At 71.0% G+C, this 19,727-nt stretch carries 22 protein-coding genes; 3 read left to right on the forward strand and 19 right to left on the reverse strand.

From position 1 onward, the window contains the following. The first annotated feature begins 136 nt into the window (after positions 1–136). A complete protein-coding gene (locus OXR63_RS08175; protein ID WP_267421776.1) occupies positions 137–1,951 on the forward strand; it encodes a hypothetical protein in 1,815 nt (604 codons plus the stop codon). 83 nt (positions 1,952–2,034) lie between these two features. On the opposite strand, the gene OXR63_RS08180 is transcribed toward OXR63_RS08175, so the two are convergent. The 10 genes from OXR63_RS08180 to OXR63_RS08225 form a co-directional block, all read right to left on the reverse strand. Then, on the reverse strand, positions 2,035–2,790 hold the full coding sequence (locus OXR63_RS08180; protein WP_267421778.1) for an alpha/beta hydrolase: 756 nt from the start codon (positions 2,788–2,790) through the stop codon (positions 2,035–2,037). After that, positions 2,787–3,104, reverse strand: a complete 318-nt coding sequence (locus OXR63_RS08185; protein ID WP_267421781.1) for a hypothetical protein — start codon at positions 3,102–3,104, stop codon at positions 2,787–2,789. The genes OXR63_RS08180 and OXR63_RS08185 overlap by 4 nt, the downstream gene beginning before the upstream one ends. 16 nt (positions 3,105–3,120) lie before the next feature. After that, positions 3,121–3,777 carry a transglycosylase SLT domain-containing protein gene (locus tag OXR63_RS08190; RefSeq protein WP_441315720.1) on the reverse strand — a complete coding sequence of 219 codons (657 nt, stop codon included), beginning with the start codon at positions 3,775–3,777 and terminating at the stop codon, positions 3,121–3,123. Positions 3,778–4,184: 407 nt separating this feature from the next. Then, a complete protein-coding gene (locus tag OXR63_RS08195; RefSeq protein ID WP_194660295.1) occupies positions 4,185–4,733 on the reverse strand; it encodes a DivIVA domain-containing protein in 549 nt (182 codons plus the stop codon). A 76-nt stretch (positions 4,734–4,809) separates the two neighbouring features. Then, on the reverse strand, positions 4,810–5,829 hold the full coding sequence (locus OXR63_RS08200) for a phosphatidate cytidylyltransferase (protein ID WP_267421788.1): 1,020 nt from the start codon (positions 5,827–5,829) through the stop codon (positions 4,810–4,812). Further along, positions 5,829–6,383 (reverse strand): ribosome recycling factor, encoded by a 555-nt coding sequence (frr, locus tag OXR63_RS08205; protein WP_267421789.1) that lies wholly within the window; start codon positions 6,381–6,383, stop codon positions 5,829–5,831. Before frr ends, OXR63_RS08200 begins: the two co-directional genes overlap by 1 nt. Positions 6,384–6,429: 46 nt before the next feature. Beyond that, positions 6,430–7,149, reverse strand: a complete 720-nt coding sequence (pyrH, locus tag OXR63_RS08210; protein ID WP_194660292.1) for a UMP kinase — start codon at positions 7,147–7,149, stop codon at positions 6,430–6,432. Between the two features lie 152 nt (positions 7,150–7,301). Next, positions 7,302–8,129 (reverse strand): translation elongation factor Ts, encoded by an 828-nt coding sequence (gene tsf, locus OXR63_RS08215; protein WP_194660291.1) that lies wholly within the window; start codon positions 8,127–8,129, stop codon positions 7,302–7,304. Between the two features lie 87 nt (positions 8,130–8,216). Then, positions 8,217–9,143: a 30S ribosomal protein S2 gene (rpsB, locus tag OXR63_RS08220; protein ID WP_071271210.1), complete on the reverse strand. Its 927-nt coding sequence runs from the start codon at positions 9,141–9,143 to the stop codon at positions 8,217–8,219. A 252-nt stretch (positions 9,144–9,395) separates the two neighbouring features. Further along, positions 9,396–10,838 carry a sugar porter family MFS transporter gene (locus tag OXR63_RS08225; protein ID WP_267421798.1) on the reverse strand — a complete coding sequence of 481 codons (1,443 nt, stop codon included), beginning with the start codon at positions 10,836–10,838 and terminating at the stop codon, positions 9,396–9,398. Positions 10,839–11,162: 324 nt separating this feature from the next. Here OXR63_RS08225 and OXR63_RS08230 point away from each other — a divergent pair, with 324 nt between their 5' ends. Further along, positions 11,163–11,684, forward strand: coding sequence for a murein hydrolase activator EnvC family protein (locus OXR63_RS08230; protein WP_267421800.1), 522 nt, complete (start codon positions 11,163–11,165; stop codon positions 11,682–11,684). 37 nt (positions 11,685–11,721) lie between these two features. Here OXR63_RS08230 and OXR63_RS08235 read toward each other — a convergent pair whose 3' ends face one another. From OXR63_RS08235 to rplS, 9 genes are all read right to left on the reverse strand, one after another. Then, positions 11,722–12,651 carry a tyrosine recombinase XerC gene (locus OXR63_RS08235; protein WP_267421802.1) on the reverse strand — a complete coding sequence of 310 codons (930 nt, stop codon included), beginning with the start codon at positions 12,649–12,651 and terminating at the stop codon, positions 11,722–11,724. Between the two features lie 24 nt (positions 12,652–12,675). Then, on the reverse strand, positions 12,676–13,920 hold the full coding sequence (dprA, locus tag OXR63_RS18395) for a DNA-processing protein DprA (protein WP_267421804.1): 1,245 nt from the start codon (positions 13,918–13,920) through the stop codon (positions 12,676–12,678). Then, complete coding sequence (locus OXR63_RS08245) at positions 13,917–15,449, reverse strand: YifB family Mg chelatase-like AAA ATPase (RefSeq protein ID WP_267421807.1); 1,533 nt, start codon at positions 15,447–15,449, stop codon at positions 13,917–13,919. Before OXR63_RS08245 ends, dprA begins: the two co-directional genes overlap by 4 nt. Next, positions 15,446–15,799 (reverse strand): YraN family protein, encoded by a 354-nt coding sequence (locus OXR63_RS08250; RefSeq protein WP_267421809.1) that lies wholly within the window; start codon positions 15,797–15,799, stop codon positions 15,446–15,448. Before OXR63_RS08250 ends, OXR63_RS08245 begins: the two co-directional genes overlap by 4 nt. 141 nt (positions 15,800–15,940) lie before the next feature. Beyond that, a complete protein-coding gene (locus OXR63_RS08255) occupies positions 15,941–16,294 on the reverse strand; it encodes a histone-like nucleoid-structuring protein Lsr2 (protein ID WP_267421811.1) in 354 nt (117 codons plus the stop codon). A 104-nt stretch (positions 16,295–16,398) separates the two neighbouring features. After that, on the reverse strand, positions 16,399–16,722 hold the full coding sequence (locus tag OXR63_RS08260) for a DUF2469 family protein (protein ID WP_194625395.1): 324 nt from the start codon (positions 16,720–16,722) through the stop codon (positions 16,399–16,401). A 68-nt stretch (positions 16,723–16,790) separates the two neighbouring features. Next, a complete protein-coding gene (locus tag OXR63_RS08265) occupies positions 16,791–17,495 on the reverse strand; it encodes a ribonuclease HII (RefSeq protein WP_267421816.1) in 705 nt (234 codons plus the stop codon). Next, the gene (gene lepB / locus OXR63_RS08270) at positions 17,492–18,238 is read right to left on the reverse strand and encodes a signal peptidase I (RefSeq protein WP_194660254.1); all 747 of its coding nucleotides are present in this window, start codon (positions 18,236–18,238) and stop codon (positions 17,492–17,494) included. Before lepB ends, OXR63_RS08265 begins: the two co-directional genes overlap by 4 nt. A gap of 144 nt (positions 18,239–18,382) precedes the next feature. Further along, positions 18,383–18,739 (reverse strand): 50S ribosomal protein L19, encoded by a 357-nt coding sequence (gene rplS / locus OXR63_RS08275; RefSeq protein WP_071271237.1) that lies wholly within the window; start codon positions 18,737–18,739, stop codon positions 18,383–18,385. A 174-nt stretch (positions 18,740–18,913) separates the two neighbouring features. Between rplS and map the strand changes: the two genes are divergently transcribed. After that, complete coding sequence (map, locus tag OXR63_RS08280) at positions 18,914–19,693, forward strand: type I methionyl aminopeptidase (protein WP_267421827.1); 780 nt, start codon at positions 18,914–18,916, stop codon at positions 19,691–19,693. Positions 19,694–19,727 lie beyond the last annotated feature (34 nt).

Consider the following 19,727-nt stretch of genomic DNA (forward strand, 5'->3'; position numbering starts at 1 on the left):
CCCCAGGCTACGCGAGAACCACTGTGAAGCGCATCCCGTCACGCTGTCCGCGAGCACAGCCCTGCCCATCGGGGCACCACTACAATCGGGGCGCGGGCGGCACCGGGCCGCCCGAGTGGACCAGTGGGAGCGACACGTGGCGAACGACGAGGCAGAGTTCGGGACCGAGCTGCGGGGCTACCGCAAGGACGAGGTCGACCGGGCGCTGAACGACCTCCGTCGTGAGCTCATCAAGTCCAACACCGACCGCGCCGAGGCCGCCAAGGAGATCCGTCTCCTGCAGTCACGCGTCACGGACATGCAGAGCGAGCTCGACGAGGCCGGCACCCCCACGTACAGCGGACTCGGCACGCGCCTGGAGTCCACCCTCCGCGTCGCCGAGGAGCAGTCCACCCGCCTGATCGCCCAGGCCGACATCGACGCCCAGCGCCTCCGCGCCTCGAGCCGCGCCGAAGCCGACCGCACCGTCCGCGAAGCCCAGGAAGAAGCGCGCGAGACGCTCGAGGACGCCAGGACCCGCGCCACGAACGAGCTCGCCCGCGCCCGCGCCGAGTCCGGCGACACCGTCGAGCGTGCCCGCGCCGAAGCCGGCATGCTCACGCAGGACGCCCGTAACGAGGCCGCCGCGATGCGCGGTGCCGCCGTCACCGAGGCCGCCGAGACCCGCTCGGTCGCCATCCGCGAGACGAACGCACTGCGCGCCCGCGCCGAGCACGAGGTCGCCGAACTCCGCGAGCTCGCCCAGCGTGAGGCCGCAGCCGCCCGTGGCGCCGCAGCCGACCTCGACCGCGAGACCGAGCACCGGCGCAGCGTGTTCGAGGCCGACCACGCCCGACGTGTCGAGGACCTCGACCGCGACGAGCGCACCCGCCGCGAAGCCCTCGAGCGTGAGGTCACCGACGGCCGCGCCGCCTGGGAACACGAGCACACCGAGCGCCGCCGTGCCTTCGAGCTCGAACTCGAGACCGGCCGCGCCGACCTGGCGTCGGAGGTCGAGGCCCGCCGCGCCGAGCTCGCCGCCGAACTGGCGGACCGCCGTCGTGAGCACGACGAGGACCTCGCCGCCGCCCGCGCCGGATGGGAGCGCGAGCTCGCCTCCGCACGTACGGCCCTCGCGCAGGAAACCGATGCCGTCCACGCGCAGCTCCAGGTCGACCAGGAGCAGACCGCCGCCGAGAACGACCGACTGCTGCAGGAGTCCGCCGCGCGGATCGCCCGCGAGACCGAGGAGCACCGCGAACGCATCGAGCGCGAGCGCGCCGAGGCCCTCGCCACCGCCGAGCGCGCCGCGCAGGACCACGACGCCGAACTGGCCGCCCGACGCGAGCGCGAGCACGCCGAGGTCGACTCCGAGATCGCCGAGCGTCGCAGCGCCGAACTCGGCACGCTCGAAGCCGAGCGGACCGCGCTCCGGCAGGAGATCGACACCGCCAGGGCCGGCCTGGTCAAGGAGCGCGACGAAGCCCTCGCCGAGATCGCCCGGGAGCGCGACGAGGCCCGCACGACCCTGGAGTCGGAGCTCGCCGCCCGACGTGACGACGCCGAGCAGGACTACCTGCAGAAGCACCACGAGACCGTCACGGAGACGCAGCGCTACCTGGACGAGGCGAACCTGCAGCTCGCCGAGGCCACCCGGCGCGCGACCGAGGCCCGCGAGCGTGCTGAGCACCTCCGACAGGAAGCCAACGACCTCGAGCGCACCAGCACCTCGGACGCCGAGGAACACGCCCGCCGGCTCCTGTCCGACGCGCAGGAGCGTGCGCACCAGCTCGTCGCCGAGGCCGAGGAGCGCACCGCCAGCCAGATCGCGGAGGCCGAGGACCGGCTCGCCGCGATCCGCACCGAGCGCGAAGCGGTCGCCGGCTACCTGGAGAACCTGCGCGGCGTCCTGTCGCACGCCGCCGGTGTCGTCGAGGACGCCCCGAACCGGGTGGACGCGACCGACTCCTGAGGCGACCGACCCCTGAGGCGACTCGGCCTGGAGGCTCGACCCGGTCCTCCAGGTCGGCTCACCTCCGTACCGTGGTGCGGTGCTCAGTGCGGCCAGTGCGTCGGCAGCGGTGCCGAGCCCGGGACGACCAGGTCCGCGACGGCGTCGAGGACGACGCGGACGTACCGCTCCCCCACCCAGAGGTGCTTCGCACCCGCGACCGGCACGACGCGGACGTTCGGCGCGACCGCGAACCGCCGGGCAGCGTCGTCGGGCTGCAGGAAGTCGTCGTGCTCGGGCACCAGCGCGACCACGGGCACGTCGACGGCGGCCCAGCGGGCGAGTTCCTCGTCGGTCGTACGGTGCAGCGGCGGCGAGAGCAGGACGGCCCCGGCGACGGTGCCGGCCTCGACGTGTTCGAGCGCGTGCTTGAGGATGACCTCCGTCCCGAAGGACCACCCGACGAGCCACGGCGTCGGCAGCCCGCGTGCGGTGACGTCGGCCACGGCGGCGCGGAGGTCGAAGCCCTCGGAGACGCCGTCGCCGAAGGTCCCCTCGGACGTGCCGCGCGGGGAGGTCACCGAGCGGAAGTTGAAGCGGAGCACCGCGATGTCGGCGAGCTCCGGCAGCCGAGCTGCGGCCTTCTTCAGGACGTGGGAGTCCATGAAGCCCTGCGCGGTGGGCAGCGGGTGCAGGGTGACGATCGTGCCGCGAGCGGGTCGGCCCTGCGGTTCCGCGAGCTCCCCGACCAGGGTGAGGTGGTCGTCCGTCACGAGCTCGACGTCCGTGCGGACGGCGGGCAACACCGTCGAGGACCGGATCTCGGTGTCCGCGTCAGCTCGGTCGTCGGCGTTCGTCACGCGGTCCTCCAGCAGTGGTTGTGCCAGTGCCGACGGGATGCCAGGTCGGCCGCGTCCCCGAGGACGCCGTCGGCGCGCCAGACCACCACGTGCGCGACGCCCGGCTCGATCGTCAGGCCGCAGCCCGGGCAGAGGTACTCCTTCTGCGCGGACGCGGCCGAGATCGGCTGCACGGCGTACTCACGACCGCGTCGGACCTCGGTCCGCTTCCAGCCGCTCATGAGGCGGTCGAGACCGAAGGGCTCCTCGACGTCCTCGACCCGAGCGGCGTCGGCTCGACCCTTCGGTCGCCGCGGCCGGTTGCTGCGCGGCACTGGTGGGGGCTGCCGATCAGTACCAGTTGAAGGACTGGCTGTGACCCCAGGCGCCGCACGGGGTGCCGTAGACGCCGGAGATGTAGTTCAGGCCCCAGGTGATCTGCGTGGCCGGGTTCGTCTGCCAGTCGGCGCCGGCGGTCGCCATCTTGCTGCCGGGCAGGGCCTGCGGGATGCCGTAGGCGCCACTCGGGTTGTAGGCGTTGACGCGCCAGCCCGACTCCTTGTTCCACAGGGAGACGAGGCAGCTGTACTGGTCGTTGCCCCAGCCGCGCGCGGTGACGAGCTGGAGCGCGATGGCCTGGGCGCTGCCCGGGTCGGGGGTCGCGGCGACGGCGGCGATGCTGTTCGACGGGGTGACGGCAGCAGCGGACGCGGGCTTCGCTGCCCCGGTCGTCGTGGTGGTGGTGTCCGTGGCGGTCACGACCGGTGCCGGCTTGACGACCTTCTTCGGCACGGGCTTGATGATCTCGTAGCCGTCACGGGTGACGTCGAAGTCGGCGTAGGTGCCGTGCGCGCTGAACTGCTGCGGCGCCGCGGGTGCCTTGGTGAGCACCGGGGTGTCGACGGCAGCCTGGGCGACGTCGGCCTGCAGCGGGTTGAACAGCGAGCCACACGCCAGCAGCGCGACGGCGAAGAAGGAGAGCGCCGGCACGTTGGAGCGACGACGCATGAAGCCGTTGAGCGCGGCGTCCGATGAGGTGCGACGCGCCTGCGGGGCGATGCGGTTCTTCGGGCTCGTACGGGCGAGCGCACCGCGGCGCTGCTTGACCACGCGAGGGTCCGAGGGCGTCGCCGGGCTGACGCGGTTGGCCGCCACCGACTTCGGCGCGACGGGCGCGGGTGCCTGACCCTGCGGCGCTGGAGTCGCCGCAGTCGGGGCCACCGACTGCACCGGGGTCTCCGCTGTGCGGGTTCGGTTCAGTGCCGCGCGGCGCTCGCTGACGACGTGGTCGTCGAGGTGCTGCCGGGATGCGCGGTCGGAGCTGAGGTCTGCCGTGTGCCTGCCCATGAGTCTGACCAGGATAACGGAACGATCACGGAAAGCGAAGCACCTGGCACCAGCGCGTCGCTTGCGGGTCAGCGGACGGCGAGCATGACCTCGACGACGGCGTCGAGCAGCGCGTCGACCTGGGCCTCGCGGTACCCGCCGTGCTTGGGCCGGAACACGATGGAGCGGACCTCGGTCAGGCTCAGCGGCTTGCCCTCGCGGAAGTAGCCCCCGAGCCGCTTCGCGAACGCGTCGACGTCCTTCGGGTGGTACCCGGTGGCCAGGACGTTCACGCGGTGGAAGCGCTGGCCGTCGGGACGGTCGAGGCGCTCGACGACGTCGGACGCCTTCGTGCGGGCGTCGGCGTACCAGGTCTTCTGCCCGACGTCGGCGATCTCGCGCTCGCGCTCCCGAGCGGCGAACGCGTCCTCGAGCCGCTCGAGCGCGGCGTCCACGTGCTGCGTGGAGTACCCGCCCTTCTTCATCGAGAAGGCGGTCGCTCGGATCTTCGCTGCCTCGAGCCCCGGGGCGCTGTCGTTCGCGGTGTAGGCGCGGCGGGCGTCCTCGAGGAAACGGTCGACCTCGTCGACGTCGTAGCCGAGGACCGAGCGGGGAGTTGTCGGGAACGTCGTGGGCACGGCGACATTCTGCCAGCACACCACCCTGGGACCGGCTGGACGCGCGGGCTCGGGGGCCGCTGCCGTCGGAGCGGGGTCAGTGGTTGACGATGAGGTACAGCACGTAGCCGACCGCCGCTGACGGCAGGATGCTGTCGATCCGGTCGAGCAGCCCGCCGTGGCCCGGCAGGAACGACGAGATGTCCTTGATGCCGAGGTCGCGCTTGATCATCGACTCGGTCAGGTCGCCGAGCGTGGCCGATCCGGAGATCAGGACGCCGAGGATGATGCCGAACCACCACGGCATGTCGAGCATCAGCCAGGACACCAGGATGCCGACGACGATGCTGGCCGCGACGGACCCGGCGAAGCCCTCCCACGTCTTCTTCGGGCTGATCCGCGGGGCCATCGGGTGCTTGCCGAGGTTGAGCCCGGTGGCATAGGCACCGGTGTCGACCGCGACGACGACGAGGATGAAGCCGACCACCCAGAAGTTGCCGCGCTCGAGCGTCGAGAGGAGCACCACGCACGCGCCGAGGAGCGTGACGTAGGCCTGGACGAACAGACCGTTGGTGAGGTCACGGACGACGTTGCCCGTGGACGGCCGTGGACGCGCGACGGCGACCTCGACCAGGCGCCACACGGAGATGACGACGATGCCGCCGAGGATCGTGAAGAGGGCCTGGACCTGCCCGCCGAGGAACGCCGCGGGCACCATCGCGACTGCCGTGGCGACACTCGGGATGCGCGGGACGTCTCGTCCGGCGAAGCGCATCGCCCCCGCGAGCTCCCACACGCCGAAGCCGAGGAGGAACGCGGCGACCACCATGAAGGACGGGGTCCAGAGCAGCAGCGACCCGAGCATCACCACAGCGAAGGCCAGGGCGATGGCGATCGCGGCGGGGAGATTCCGCCCGGTGCGAGCGGTCAGGGCCTCGTTCCGGGCGTCGAAGGACGCACGGCGCGCATCGAACGACGCACGGCGCTGCCGGAGCTGGGCCTCGAAGTCCGTCCGCGCGGCGCGGGCCCTGGCATCGAAGTCCTGCCGGAGGCCCTTCGCCGGCGGGCGGGGGTCATCTGCTGTCGGGCGGTCGGCGCCCTCGTCGTGACGCCGCATCAGACCTCGAGGAGTTCGGCTTCCTTCTTCTTCAGCGACTCGTCGATCAGGTCGACGTGCTTCTTCGTCAGGGCGTCGAGGTCCTTGTCGCCGCGGGCGATGTCGTCGTCCGAGACCTCCCCCTTGAGGGACTCGAGGTCGTCCTTGGCCTTGCGGCGGATGTTGCGGATGACGACCTTGTGGTCCTCGCCCTTGCCGCGCACGAGCTTCACGAACTCCTTGCGGCGGTCCTGGGTGAGCTCCGGGATCGTCACGCGGACGATCTCGCCGTCGTTCGTCGGGCTGGCACCGAGGTTCGGGAAGGTCGCGATGGCCCGCTCGATCTCCTTCAGCGCCGTCTTGTCGTAGGGCGTCACGATGAGCGTGCGGGCCTCCGGCGTCTGGAGGGACGCCAGCTGCGCGAGCGGCGTCGGCGAGCCGTAGTAGTCGACCGGGATCTTCTGGAAGAGCGCGGCGTTGATGCGCCCGGTTCGGACGGTGGCGAAGTCGTCCTTGGCGACCTCGACGGCCTTCGCCATCTTCGCGGTCGCGTCGGTCATGACATCACTGATCACGGTGGTTCTCCTTCGGTACGTCGTCGAGTCTAGTCAGGCGCTCGGGTCAGTTGCTGACCACGGTGCCGATGCGCTCGCCCCGGATGGCGGCAGCGACGTTGCCCTCGCCCTCCATGCCGAAGACGTGCATCGGCATGCCGTTGTCCATGCAGAGCGAGAACGCGGTGGCGTCGACGACCTTGAGTCCCTGCAGCAGGGCGTCCTGGTACGTCACGTGGTGCAGCTTCTCGGCGGTCGGGTCCTTCTTCGGGTCGGCGGAGTACACGCCATCGACGCCGTTCTTGGCGACGAGGACCTCCGTCGCGCCGATCTCGAGCGCACGCTGCGCCGCGACGGTGTCGGTGGAGAAGTAGGGCAGTCCGGCACCGGCGCCGAAGATGACGACCCGGCCCTTCTCGAGGTGCCGCTCGGCGCGCCGCGGGATGTACGGCTCGGCGACCTGGGTCATGCTGATCGCGGACTGGACGCGGGTGGCGGCACCGGCCTGCTCGAGGAAGTCCTGCAGCGCCAGGGCGTTCATGACGGTCCCGAGCATGCCCATGTAGTCGGCGCGCCCGCGGTCCATGCCGCGCTGCGAGAGCTCTGCCCCGCGGAAGAAGTTGCCCCCGCCGACGACGATCGCGACCTCGACCTCGCGCGCGGCATCGGCGATCTGCTTCGCGATGGTGGCGATGACGTCGGGGTTGACCCCCAGGGAGCCGGCGCCGAACGCCTCTCCGGAGAGCTTCAGCAGGACCCGTCGGCGTCCGGTCGTCTCGTCGGTCATGTGTCGCACCCTTCGTCGAATGTCTCGTGGGAATCTACCCGGCCGCAGCCGGTCCGGCGGAGGCAGGTGGAGCCTCCAGGCCGCCTCACGCGCCGCAGCGCGCAGAAACGGGGCCAGGAACCGATGTGGTTCCTGGCCCCGTCACGGGTTCGTTACGCGCCGACCTTGACGCGGGCGAAGCCCTGGATCGTGATGCCGGCGTTGCTGGCGGCCTTCGCGACGGAGATCTTGTTGTCCTTCGCGTAGTCCTGGTCGAGGAGCGACACCTGCTTGATGTAGGCGTTCACCCGACCCTCGACGATCTTCGGGAGGGCGGCCTCGGGCTTGCCCTCCTCGCGCGTGATCGCCTCGACGGTGGCGCGCTCCTTGGCGATCTCGTCGGCCGGGACCTCGTCGCGCGTCAGGTACGTCGGGTTCGCGAACGCGACGTGCTGCGCGATCGAACGGGCCTCGGCGGCGTTGTCGCCCTCGTAGGCCACGACGACGGCGATCTGCGGCGGCAGGTCCTGGCTCGTCTTGTGCAGGTAGATCTCGAAGGAGGAGCCCTCGACACGGCGGACCGTGCGGACCTCGAGCTTCTCGCCGAGCGCTGCGGCGTTCTCGTTGACGACGTCGAGGACGGTCTTGCCGTCGAGCGGGGCCTGGTTGGCCGACGCGACGTCGGTGGCGCCCGCAGCGGCGACCGCGGCGAGGACCTTGTCAGCGAGGGTGGTGAACTTCTCGTTCTTCGCGACGAAGTCGGTCTCGCTGGCCAGCTCGACGACGGTGGCGGCACCGTTGTCGGCGGTCGCGACGACGACGCCCTCGGAGGTGGCACGGTCATCGCGCTTGGCGACGGCCTTGGCACCCTTGATGCGGAGCAGCTCGACGGCCTTGTCGTAGTCGCCGTCGGCCTCGACGAGCGCGTTCTTCGCGTCCATCATGCCGGCCCCGAGGTCCTCGCGGAGCTTCTTCACGTCCTGTGCGGTGAAGTTTGCCATTGGCTGGCGTCCTTTCTGGACTGTGCGTGTGTGGGGATCGAGCGGAGTCGAGGGCGCCGGGCCGTGTGGCCCGGCGCCCTCGGACACTCACTCGGCGGGGGTGGTCTCCGCTGCGGCCGCGGCCTCGGCGGTGGGCTCGGCGTTCTTCGCTGCGTCGGGGATCGGCTCGCCGATCTCCTTGTCCGCGACCTGCGCGTCCGCGTTGTTCTCCTCGACCGTGCTGCCCTCGGGGGCGGCGTCGGCGGCCGGCGTCGCGCTGTCGCCACCGAGGAGCTCCTGCTCCCACTCGGCGAGCGGCTCGGTGGCCTCGTCGTCGTCGCCACCGTTGTGGCGGGTCTTGAGGCCCTCGGCTGCGGCGTCCGCGATGATGCGGGTCAGCAGGCCGACGGAGCGGATCGCGTCGTCGTTGCCCGGGATCGGGTACGTGATCTCGTCGGGGTCGCAGTTGGTGTCGAGGATGCCGATGACCGGGATCCCGAGCTTCTGCGCCTCGTCGACGGCGAGGTGCTCCTTCTTGGTGTCGACGATCCAGAGCGCGCTCGGGGTCCGCGTGAGGTTGCGGATGCCGCCGAGGGTCTTGTGGAGCTTGTCCAGCTCGCGCTTCTTGATGAGGAGCTCCTTCTTCGTGAAGCCCTTCGTGGTGTCGTCGAAGTCGAGCTCCTCGAGCTCCTTCATGCGCGCGAGGCGCTTGGACACCGTCTGGAAGTTCGTGAGCAGACCGCCGAGCCAACGCTGGTTGACGTACGGCTGGCCGACGCGGGTCGCCTGCTCGGCGATGGAACCCTGCGCCTGCTTCTTGGTGCCGACGAAGAGGATCGTGCCACCGTGCGAGACCGTCTCCTTGACGAAGTCGTACGCGCGGTCGATGAACGCCAGCGACTGCTGGAGGTCGATGATGTGGATGCCCGAGCGCTCGGCGAGGATGAATCGCTTCACCTTCGGGTTCCACCGACGGGTCTGGTGTCCGAAGTGGACGCCGCTGTCGAGCAGCTGGCGGATGGTGACGACGGCCATGTGCCGTCCTCCTTCTGTGTTCTCGGCGCACGGCATGACCGTGCACCTGGTGCGGTTGTGTCGACCACGGCCGGAGGCCGAGGTCCCTGGTGCCCTGACACGCGACCGCCCGCTCGTGAGAGCGGGACCGATGACCGGGTGTGTTGCGTGGACACGCGAAGTCAGCGCGCCACGGCGCGCTGCTGGGGAAATGCTAACAGAAAGGAGGCACGGTGCGGGTCGGGCCCGCACCGTGCCTCCAGGCTCTGGTGACTAGGCCTTGGCGGCCGTCGTCTCCCCCTCGGCGGAGATGCCCATCTCCTCGAGCGAGCGGCCCTTGGTCTCGGGGATCTTCGCGATGACGAAGAAGAACGAGATGAGGGCGAACAGCGCGTAGATGCCGTACGTGACGGTGAGGTTGAAGCCCGACAGGACCGGGAACGAGATCGTGACGATGAAGTTCGCGACCCAGTTGGCGGCCGACCCGATGCCGAGCGCGGTCGCACGGATGCGGTTCGGGAACATCTCGCCGAGGAGCACCCACATGAGCGGACCCCAGGTGGCGCCGAACGACACGACGAAGAGGTTCGCGAAGATCAGCGCGATGATGCCCCACGCGCCCGGCAGGCTCGGCTCGCCGTTGACGATGTCGGCCTGCGAGAACGCGATCGCGACCATGGCGAGCGAGACGAACATGCCCGCGGAACCGGCGACCAGGAGCGGCTTGCGACCGACCTTGTCCACCAGGAAGATCGCGATGAACGTCACCGCGACGTTGACCACCGAGGTGATCGTGGAGATGAGGAACGACTGGCTCTCCTTGAACCCGACGGCCTGCCAGAGGGTGGTCGAGTAGTAGAAGATCACGTTGATGCCGACGAACTGCTGCAGCACGGCCAGGATGATGCCGACCCAGACGATGGGCTGCAGGCCGAAGCGGTTGCCGCGGATGGAGCCCTTCTTCTCGTTGGCCTCCTTCTCGATGCCGTCCTGGATCTCCTCCAGGCTCGTGTTCACCGTGTCGCGCGGGACGATCTTCGTCATGACCTCGCGGGCGTCGTCCTTGCGGCCCTTCGTGAGCAGGTAGCGCGGCGACTCCGGCAGCGTGATCGCCAGGATGCCGTAGACGACCGACGGGATCACGCCGACCAGGAACATCCAGCGCCACGCGGGGAGCCCGGCGACCTCGGCCGAGGCGCTGCCCGCCGTGACCGCGAAGAACTGGTCGGAGAGCAGGGCGGCGAAGATGCCGAGCGTGATCGCGAGCTGCTGGAACGAGGCCAGCCGCCCACGGATCGCCTTCGGGGAGACCTCGGAGATGTAGGCGGGGGCGATGACCGACGCGGTGCCGATGCCGAGACCGCCGATGAGGCGCCACAGGACGAAGTCCCACGTGGCGAACGCGAAGCCCGACCCGATCGAGGAGACGAAGAACAGCACGGCTGCCCAGAACATCACCCGGGTGCGGCCCCAGCGGTCAGCGAGACGGCCGGCGAAGTAGGCGCCGAACGCACACCCGATGAGCGCCGAGGCGACCGCGAAGCCGCTGGCGCCCTCGGACAGGTCGAACTCGCCCTTGATGGCCTCGACGGCGCCGTTGATTACGGACGAGTCGAATCCGAAGAGGAAGCCACCCACAGCCGCCGCGATGGCGAAGAGGGTCACCTTCCCCTTGAACGCACGGTCTTCTCCGTGCCCGGTTGCTGTGTTCGACACGATGCTCCTGGGTTCTGCCGCCGTGCGGGATGGTGCACGGTGCCCCGGCGGTCGACTGGTTCGCCGGCCGGGCGGCGTTGCGTGGTCCGGAGCGGCCTCGACGATACTCCCCGAGCGGCTGGTGGTCATAACCAGGTTCGTGTGGGTGCGGGTCGGGGGTTCTCGACCCGGAACGACGAGGTCGCTGTCGTACGACGTCGATGGTGTCGCGCAGCGGCTCGGCGAGCGCGTCCTCCGCTGCACCACAGCCGGGAGGCTCGCCCCACCCTCCACAGATCCACCCTCGCCCGCCACCGATCGCGTCCCGACCGCCACATTGGCCCGATGATCCGTCTCACCCTGGTGCTCGCCCTGCTCGGGCTCGTGGTCGCGCCGACACCCGACCCTGCTCCTGCCCCTGATCCGGCGACGGCTCCTGCCACCGCTCCCCGGTGGGTGTGGCCGACCGGGTCCCGCGTGGTCGAACGGCCGTGGGAGCCTCCCGCCGATGACTACGCGGCCGGGCATCGTGGCATCGACGTCGCTGCGCCGCTCGGGACCACCGCGGTCGCGGTCGAGGACGGTGTCGTGACGTTCGCCGGGCCCGTCGGCGGCAGGCCCGTCGTGACGATCGACCACGGCGGCGGACTCGTGAGCACGCTGGACTCCGTGCAGCCCTCGGTCGCGCGAGGTGACGTCGTCGGGCAGGGCGACCCCGTGGGACTCGTGGCCGTCGGGCACTGCTCTGCCGCCGAGCCGTGCCTCCACCTCGGCGCGAGGCTCGACGGCCGCTACGTCGACCCGACGCCCTACCTGCCCGCGGCCGCGTGGCCGGTGTTGCTCCCCGAGTCCGCGTGGCCAGGGTGACCCTGCAGCGGGTCCGCACACGGCAGGACCGTCGGGGTCAGGCGCGGGGGTGCGCCGTGCGGTAGACCTCGCGGAGCCGCGCCGAGGACACGTGCGTGTAGATCTGCGTCGTGCCGAGGCTCGCGTGCCCGAGGAGCTCCTGCACCGCGCGGAGGTCCGCTCCCCCGTCCAGCAGGTGCGTCGCCGCGGTGTGCCGGAAGGTGTGTGGGCCGCTCGGGCCCTCGCCCGGCAGGTCCTGCAGCAGCCGCGCGACCACGCGGTAGGCGCTCCGGACTCCGAGACGCCCACCCCGGTCGCCGAGGAACAGCGCCGGCGACGTCGTCCCCGCTGCACGGGCGGCGAGCACCGGACGGCCGCGCGCGAGCCAGGCCTCGATCGCGTCCTGCGCCGGCACGCCGAACGGCACGACCCGTTCCTTGCCGCCCTTCCCGAGCACCCGCACGGTCAGGCGCCCACGATCCACGGCGGTGACGTCGATGCCGACGAGCTCGCTGACGCGGATCGCCGCGGCGTACAGGAGCTCGACGAGGGCGAGGTCCCGCAACGCCACCGGGTCGTCACCGCTCGCGCGGCCGGCGAGTCCGTCGAGCAGCTCCCGGACCTGGTCGGCAGAGACCACCCTCGGCAGGTGCGAGGCACCCTTCGGAGCTCGAAGCCGGACACCGGGGTCGTTCGGCAGGACGCCGTTCTCGCTCCCCCAGCGGGTGAAGGCCCGGACGGACGACGACCGCCGCGCGATGCTCGACCGGGCGAGACCACGCTCGTTCGACTCCCAGAGCCAGTCCCGCAGGACCTCGAGCGACAGGTCCTGCACGTCGCCGAGCCCGCGGGCCGTGGTGAACCGCAGGAGGTCCTCGAGGTCGCCGCGGTACGCCCGCACCGTCTGTTCGCTCAGCCCCCGGACGTGCAGCGCATCGCCGAGGAACGCCGTGACAGCGCCACCGAGTGACCCGCCACGACCGTCCATGCCCCAACCCTAGGCACGGTGGCATCAGCGCACTGCCCATCCGTCCGGTCGCCGAACGACGAGTCCCTGCAGTTCGGCCAGTGCCAGCGCGTCCGTGGCCGCCGAGACAGAGAGGCCGGACCGCCGAGCGACCTCCGTCACGGGCGCAGGACGGCGTCCGAGGGCGTCCACGGCCCTGACCACCTCCGGGTCCTCCGATGCCGAGCGCAGCGGCACCGCGTCCTCGAGTTGCGCCGATGGTCCCCCGGCGGCCTCGAGTGCCGCGCGCACCGGGTCGTCCGGCTGGACCGCGAGCTGCGCCCGGCCCTGTGCGACGAGCCGGTGGCACCCGAAGGACGCCGGGGACGAGAACGCGCCCGGCACGGCCAGAACCGGTCGCCCGAGCTGCGCCGCGTGGTGCGCGGTGTTCAGCGCCCCGGACCGAGCGCCGGCCTCCACCACGACGGTCGCGTGCCCGAGCGCCGCGATCAGGCGGTTGCGGGCGAGGAACCGCCACCGCGTGGGACGTGTCCCCGGTGGTGACTCGGCGAGCAGCAGCCCCTGGTGGCCGACGGTCCGGAGGAGCTCGACGTGTCCGGCGGGGTAGAGCTGATCGATTCCACCTGCGAGCACCGCGACGGTCGGCGTGCCAGCGGCGATCGCGACCCGGTGTGCCACGGCGTCGATGCCGTACGCCCCACCACTGATGACCGAGCAACCGGCATCGGCGGCCGCCGAGGTGATCTCCGCCGTGGCCTCGGCTCCGGCGAGCGTGTTCGCGCGGCTGCCGACGACCGACAGGCACGGGCGTCGCAACGCCGCCGCCGGACCACGGAGCCGACCGCGCCCCCAGAGCACGAGCGGGGCGTGCGCACCGAGGTCGCTCAGACGCTCGGGCCAGTCCGCGTCCCCGGGCACCAACAGCGCGCCACCGACCCGCCGGGCAGCCGCCACCACCGCCGCGACGTCGGTCGTGTGGGCCCTCGGGCGCCATCGAGCGAGTGCCGCCACGAGCGCGGTCTCGAACGCCGTGACCTCCCCGGGGCCGACGACGCCTGCGTCGAGGCACGCACGGACGAGCACGGCCACGTCGCGCTGCACGGCCTCGAGCACGAGGCCGAGCGCACGGGCAGCCCCGAGTGCCTCGACGAGGACCCCCGCGGTGGAGTCCCCCGGCTCCACGAGCGAGCTCCACGCGACCCGGGCGAGGGCGTCCTCGGTGTCGACCGGCCCCTCGTGCACCTCCCCGAGGTCCACCGGCTGCCCAGCATCGCCGCCGAGCCCGTTCACAGCGCGCTCCGGAGGCCGATCGCGGCGCGGACCTGCGGCTCGCCGGGGAGGTCGATCCCGCCGAGGTCGGCCAACGTCCACGCGAGCCGCATCACCCGGTCCCACCCGCGCATGGTGAGCGTGCCGAGGTCGAGTGCCCGGTCGAGGTCCTTCGTCGACCCGGCTTCCGCGCGCCCGGCTCCACGGAGCCAGCTCCCCGCGACCTCGGTGTTCGTGGTCCATCCCGTGCCCTCGAGTCGCGAGCGCATGCGGGCCCGCGCCGCGGTGACGAGCGACCGGGCCTCAGCGGTCGTCGGCGTGGTCCCCGCCGCTCGTCGGATCGCACCCGTGGTCACCCGTTGGACCTGCACGCGGATGTCGATGCGGTCGAGCAGCGGCCCGGACAACCGTCCCATGTACCGCCGCATCGTCATCGGCGCGCAGTCGCAGGGCGGCGCACCGGACCCGGGCAGGGCACCGGCGTTCCCGCACGGACAGGGGTTCGCGGCGAGGACGACCTGGCACCGTGCCGGGAACTCGGCGGCACCGGCGGCGCGGTGCACCGTGATCCGTCCGGACTCGAGCGGCTGCCGCAGCGCGTCGAGCACGGCGCGGGGGAACTCCGGCGCCTCGTCGAGGAACAGCACACCGCGGGTGGCGCGGGACACGGCACCCGGCCGGATCGTCCCGGAACCACCGCCGATGAGCGCGACCGCCGACGCCGAATGGTGCGGGGCCTCCCACGGCGGCCGCGGTGTCCACGACCGGGCCCCGAGTCCGGCGACCGACCGGACCGCAGCGACCTCGAGCGCCGCCTCGGAGTCGAGGTCCGGCAGCAGCCCCGGGAGCCGTTCGGCGAGCATCGTCTTGCCGGCACCCGGCGGTCCGAGCAGCAGCGCGTGGTGCCCACCGGCCGCGGCGACGATCATCGCGTGGACCCCGACCTCGTTGCCCACGACCTCGGCGAGGTCGACGGCGCGCTGCGGCCGTTCGGGCGGCAGGTCCGTGAGCACCGCCTGCACGTCGACCGGTGGCAGGAGGGCGCCCGCGTCGATGGCGGCACCGCGGAGCGAGTCGACGCCGTGCACCGTGACGCCGGGCACCACCCGTGCCTCCTCCAGGTTGCCGACGGGGACGACGACCCGCTCGATGCCGGCGTCACGGGCTGCGACCGTCATCGGGATCACCCCCGGCACCGGACGGACCCGCCCGTCGAGCCCGAGCTCACCGACGTACGCGACCCGTGCGGAGGCCCGAGGCGCACTGCCGGCAGCGGCGAGCACCGCCATCGCGATCGCGAGGTCGAAGCCCGACCCGCGCTTGGGGATCGCCGCGGGCGTCAGGTTCACCGTGATCCGGCGGGCGGGCAGCGGGCACCCCGCGTTGGCCGCAGCCGACCGCACCCGTTCGCGCGCTTCGCCGAGGGACGTGTCCGGCAGACCGATGATGCTGAACGCGGGCAACTGGCTGGTGAGGTGGGCCTCCACCTCGACCAGCCGCCCGATGACCCCGAGGAGCGCGACGGCCGACGCCCGCCCGATGTCCGTCACGCGACGGCCTCCACGTGCTCGACCACCGATCGGTCACCCAGCACGTGCACCGCGATCGCGTCGATGCGGATCGCCCGCGCCGAGTGGCCCGGGTGCGCGGCGAACCACGCCGGCACGAGCCGTCGGAGGCGCGTGAGCTTCTGCGGCGTGACGGCTTCGAGCGGGTGTCCGGTCGAGGCCCCCGCCCGGGTCTTGACCTCGACGAAGACCAGGTCCTCGGCGCATCGGGCGACGATGTCGAGCTCCCCCCGCGCACATCGCCAGTTCCGGTCGACGATCTCGTACCCGTGTCGTTCGAGCCAATCGGCGGCGATCGCTTCGCCGCGGGCTCCCAAAGTGACTGTTCCCATACGGTGATGGTCGGGAAACTCCGATCGCAGATCTCCGATGCGCGGTCATCTGTGGAGAACGACAACGATTGCGCACCTGTGGAGGAACGAAGAAACCCGGCCGACCATTCGGTCGACCGGGTTCTCGAAGAAACGTGAGGATCAGTGCGCTGCGGCGTACGCTTCCTGCACCTGCGTGGAGATGCGGCCGCGGCTGGAGACCTCGTACCCGTTCTCCTTGGCCCATTCCCGGACCTTTGCGAGTTCCTCGGAGTTGCCGCGCTTCGGCGCCGCCTTGGGAGCAGCGGTTCCGCCGGTGGTGCGACGGCCGCTCACCTTGCGAGCGGCGGCGATGTAGTCAGAGATCGCGTCGCGGAACTTGTCGACATTGTCGTTGGACAGGTCGATCTCGTACGTGGAGCCGTCGAATGCGAATTCGACGGTGCGGCCATCGCCTGCGGTGATGGGCGAGTCATCGAGATCGTCGACGAGCTGGACGGTGACCTTCTGTGCCATTGCGTGCTCCTTGCGTGGGGGTGGAAATCCCCTCCACAGTATCCGGCGGACCGGAATTGCGCACAATTCCCTCGGCGGTTCACGATGACCACGTTGGAATGCGTCTACTCGTCGAGCGCGAGTTCCTTCGGCAGTTCGAGTTCACGCGTGGTGAGTTCCTCGACATTGACGTCCTTGAACGTCAGCACGCGGACGGACTTCACGAATCGATCGGAACGGTAGACGTCCCAGACCCACACGTCGGTCATCGTCAGTTCGAAGTAGAAGTCGTGCTCGGTGTCCCGGCGCGCGAGCTCCACCTCGTTGGCGAGGTAGAACCGGCGCTCGGTCTCGACCACGTAGCGGAACTGCGACACGACGTCGCGGTACTCACGGTAGAGAGCGAGCTCGACCTCGCGGTCGTAGTCGTCGAATTCGTCATCATCCATTGCGCCCACAGTCTACGGCGCAGACGCCACCGCGACGACGCGCACAGCGAACCATGCCCGTCGACGGATCACGCGACCGGTGCCGCCAGCTCGTCGAAGCCGTCGAGCGCCACGCTCGACGCCGCGTGCAACCAGCTCTTCCGGTGCAGCGCGTGCGGTCCGACCGCGCGGATGGCGTCGTAGTGCGCCGTCGAGCCGTAGCCCTTGTTCGACGCCCAGGCGTAGTGCGGCGCGTCCTCGTGGGCGGCCACCATGAGCGTGTCCCGCTCGACCTTCGCCACCACGGACGCCGCAGCCACCGAGGCGCAGTCCCGGTCGGCCTTGACGCGCACGGTGACCTCGAGCGGCGAGGTCGCCACCAGCGTGGGCGGCAGCGCACGGGTCAACCAGTCGAAGGACCCGTCCAGCACGACCACGGCGCCCTCGAAGGACACGCCGGAGTCAGCCAGCGCGGAGAGCGCCCGCGCCCCGGCCAGTCCGAGCGCCGGGACGATCCCCTGCTCGTCGACGTAGTCGGCCGACGCCATCCCGACGGCGGTACGGGCCCACCGCGTCACCACCGGCACGAGTTCGGCGCGACGGGCAGCCGAGAGCAGCTTGGAGTCCGCCAGCCCCTGCGGCACCCGGCGCACGTCGATCGTGACCGCTGCGGCACCGACTGCGACCGGACCGGCGATGGCGCCACGACCGACCTCGTCGACGCCGATGACCGTCACGCGCCCGGCGGCGAAGAGCGACTTCTCCACGCGCAGGGACGGACGGACCGGGGTCACTGCCGCTTCTCCTCCACGCCGGCGAAGACGTTCGGGTAGTCGTCGAGCCACGTCCACCGGCTGGTCGGCCAGGAGATCACGAAGGCCCGGCCGGTCACGTCCGACAGCGGCACGAAGCCCTTGGACGGGGTGTCGCCGTTGTAGCGGGAGTCCTTGGAGTCGTAGCGGTTGTCGCCCATCACCCAGATGGTCCCCTTGGGCACGGTCACCGAGAAGTCGGTGCCGGAGGCGCGGGTCTCACCGGCGGGGAGCTTCAGGTACGGCTCCTTGAGCGGCACCCCGTTGACCGTCATCTGCCCGAGGTCGTTGCAGCAGGCGACCTTGTCGCCCGGCAGACCGATCACGCGCTTGATGAGGTGGTCGTCGCTGTCGCCGGTGCCGAGGCCGACCTGGGTCAGCAGCCAGTCGATGGAGCGCGCGGGCTGCGACGTGGGCGTGACGCTCGGCACCTCGGCGCCGGTCAGCCACCCGCCCGGGTCCTTGAAGACGACGATGTCGCCGTGCTTGAGCGACACGGTCTTGGGGACGAGCTCGTTCACGATGACCCGGTCGTCGATCTGCAGCGTGTTCTGCATCGACGCGGACGGGATGTAGAACGAGCGGATCAGGAAGGTCTTGACCAGGAACGAGACCAGGAGTGCCGCGACGAAGATGATGAGCAGGTCACGGAGGAAGGTGAGCACACCGTTCCGCTGCTTGCTGGCACGAGGCCGACGCCCGTCGTTCTCGGTCGTGTCGGTCATGCCACCCTCGTCGTCAGGAACCAGCGTCCGGCACCGCTCTGGGAACAGCACCGGGGAACGGGAGAGCCCCCCGTCCGATGCACAACCGTACATGGACGAGGGGCCGTCAGTGGCGTCGGCTCGCGACGCTCACTGTGAAGGCGATCAGTTGTCGCGCTTCTCCTTGATCTTGCGACGAGCCGCCTTGCCGCGCAGTTCGCGCAGGTAGTACAGCTTGGCGCGACGGACGTCACCGCGGGTCACGATCTCGATGTGGTCGATGATCGGCGAGTGCACCGGGAACCAGCGCTCGACGCCGACCTGGAAGCTGACCTTGCGGACCTTGAAGGTCTCGCCGATGCCGTGGCCCTGGCGGCCGATGACGACGCCCTGGAACACCTGGACACGCGAGCGCGTGCCTTCGATGATGTTGACGTGGACCTTGACGGTGTCCCCCGCACGGAAGTCCGGGACGTCGGTGCGCAGCGATGCTGCGTCGACGTTGTCGAGGAGTTGGCTCATGAGTCAGTTCACTCTCTGCGGACGCGCACGGGTCGCCGCGGATCGGTGGTGGGAACGAAGTGGTGTGCCCGGTGTCGGCGACTCCCCCGTGGCAGAGTCCAGCCAGGGCACAGCTGTCCATACTGCCACAGCTCCCGTACGCCGCACAACGGGCGAACCGGGGAGGATGGTCCCATGATCGAACTCCGCACCCCGACCGAACTCGACGGACTCCGCGTGGCCGGTCGGTTCGTCGCCGACGTCCTCGACGAGCTGCTCCGCACGGTCGACGTGGGCGTGGACCTCCTCGACCTCGACCGGGTCGCCGCCCAGATGATCGCCGACCGCGGCGCCGTCAGCTGCTACGTCGACTACCACCCGTCGTTCGGCAACTCGCCGTTCGGCCGGAACCTGTGCACGAGCGTGAACGACGCCGCACTCCACGGACTCCCCCACCACCGTGTGCTCGTCGACGGTGACCTCGTCAGCCTCGACTTCGCCGCGAACGTCGACGGCTGGGTCGCCGACTCCGCCGTGACCGTGCAGGTCGGCACGCCCCGCGAGGAGGACCAGCGCCTCATCGACACGGTCGAGCGTGCCCTCGCCGCGGGGATCGCTCAAGCGCGACCGGGCAACCGGCTCGGTGACGTCTCGTCCGCGATCGGTGCCGTCGAGCGCCGCGCCGGCTACGACGTCAACCTGCAGTTCGGCGGTCACGGGGTCGGGCGCACCATGCACGGGGAGCCGCACGTCCCGAACGACGGCCGGCCCGGTCGTGGCCTGAAGCTCCGCCCCGGCCTGGTCGTCGCGATCGAGCCCTGGCTGATGCAGGGCACGGACGAGCTCGTGCAGGACGCGGACGGCTGGACGCTCAGGAGCGTCGACGGCTCCCGCGCGGCACACGTCGAGCACACCGTCGCGGTCACCGAGACCGGCCCCGAGGTCCTCACCCTGCGCGCAGACGGGCGCGCCTGACGGACGGGAGGCTCGAGGCGGCCTGGCACCGAGC

The sequence above is a fragment of the Curtobacterium sp. GC_Cur_3 genome (assembly GCF_026544205.1).
Taxonomy (GTDB): Bacteria; Actinomycetota; Actinomycetes; order Actinomycetales; family Microbacteriaceae; genus Curtobacterium.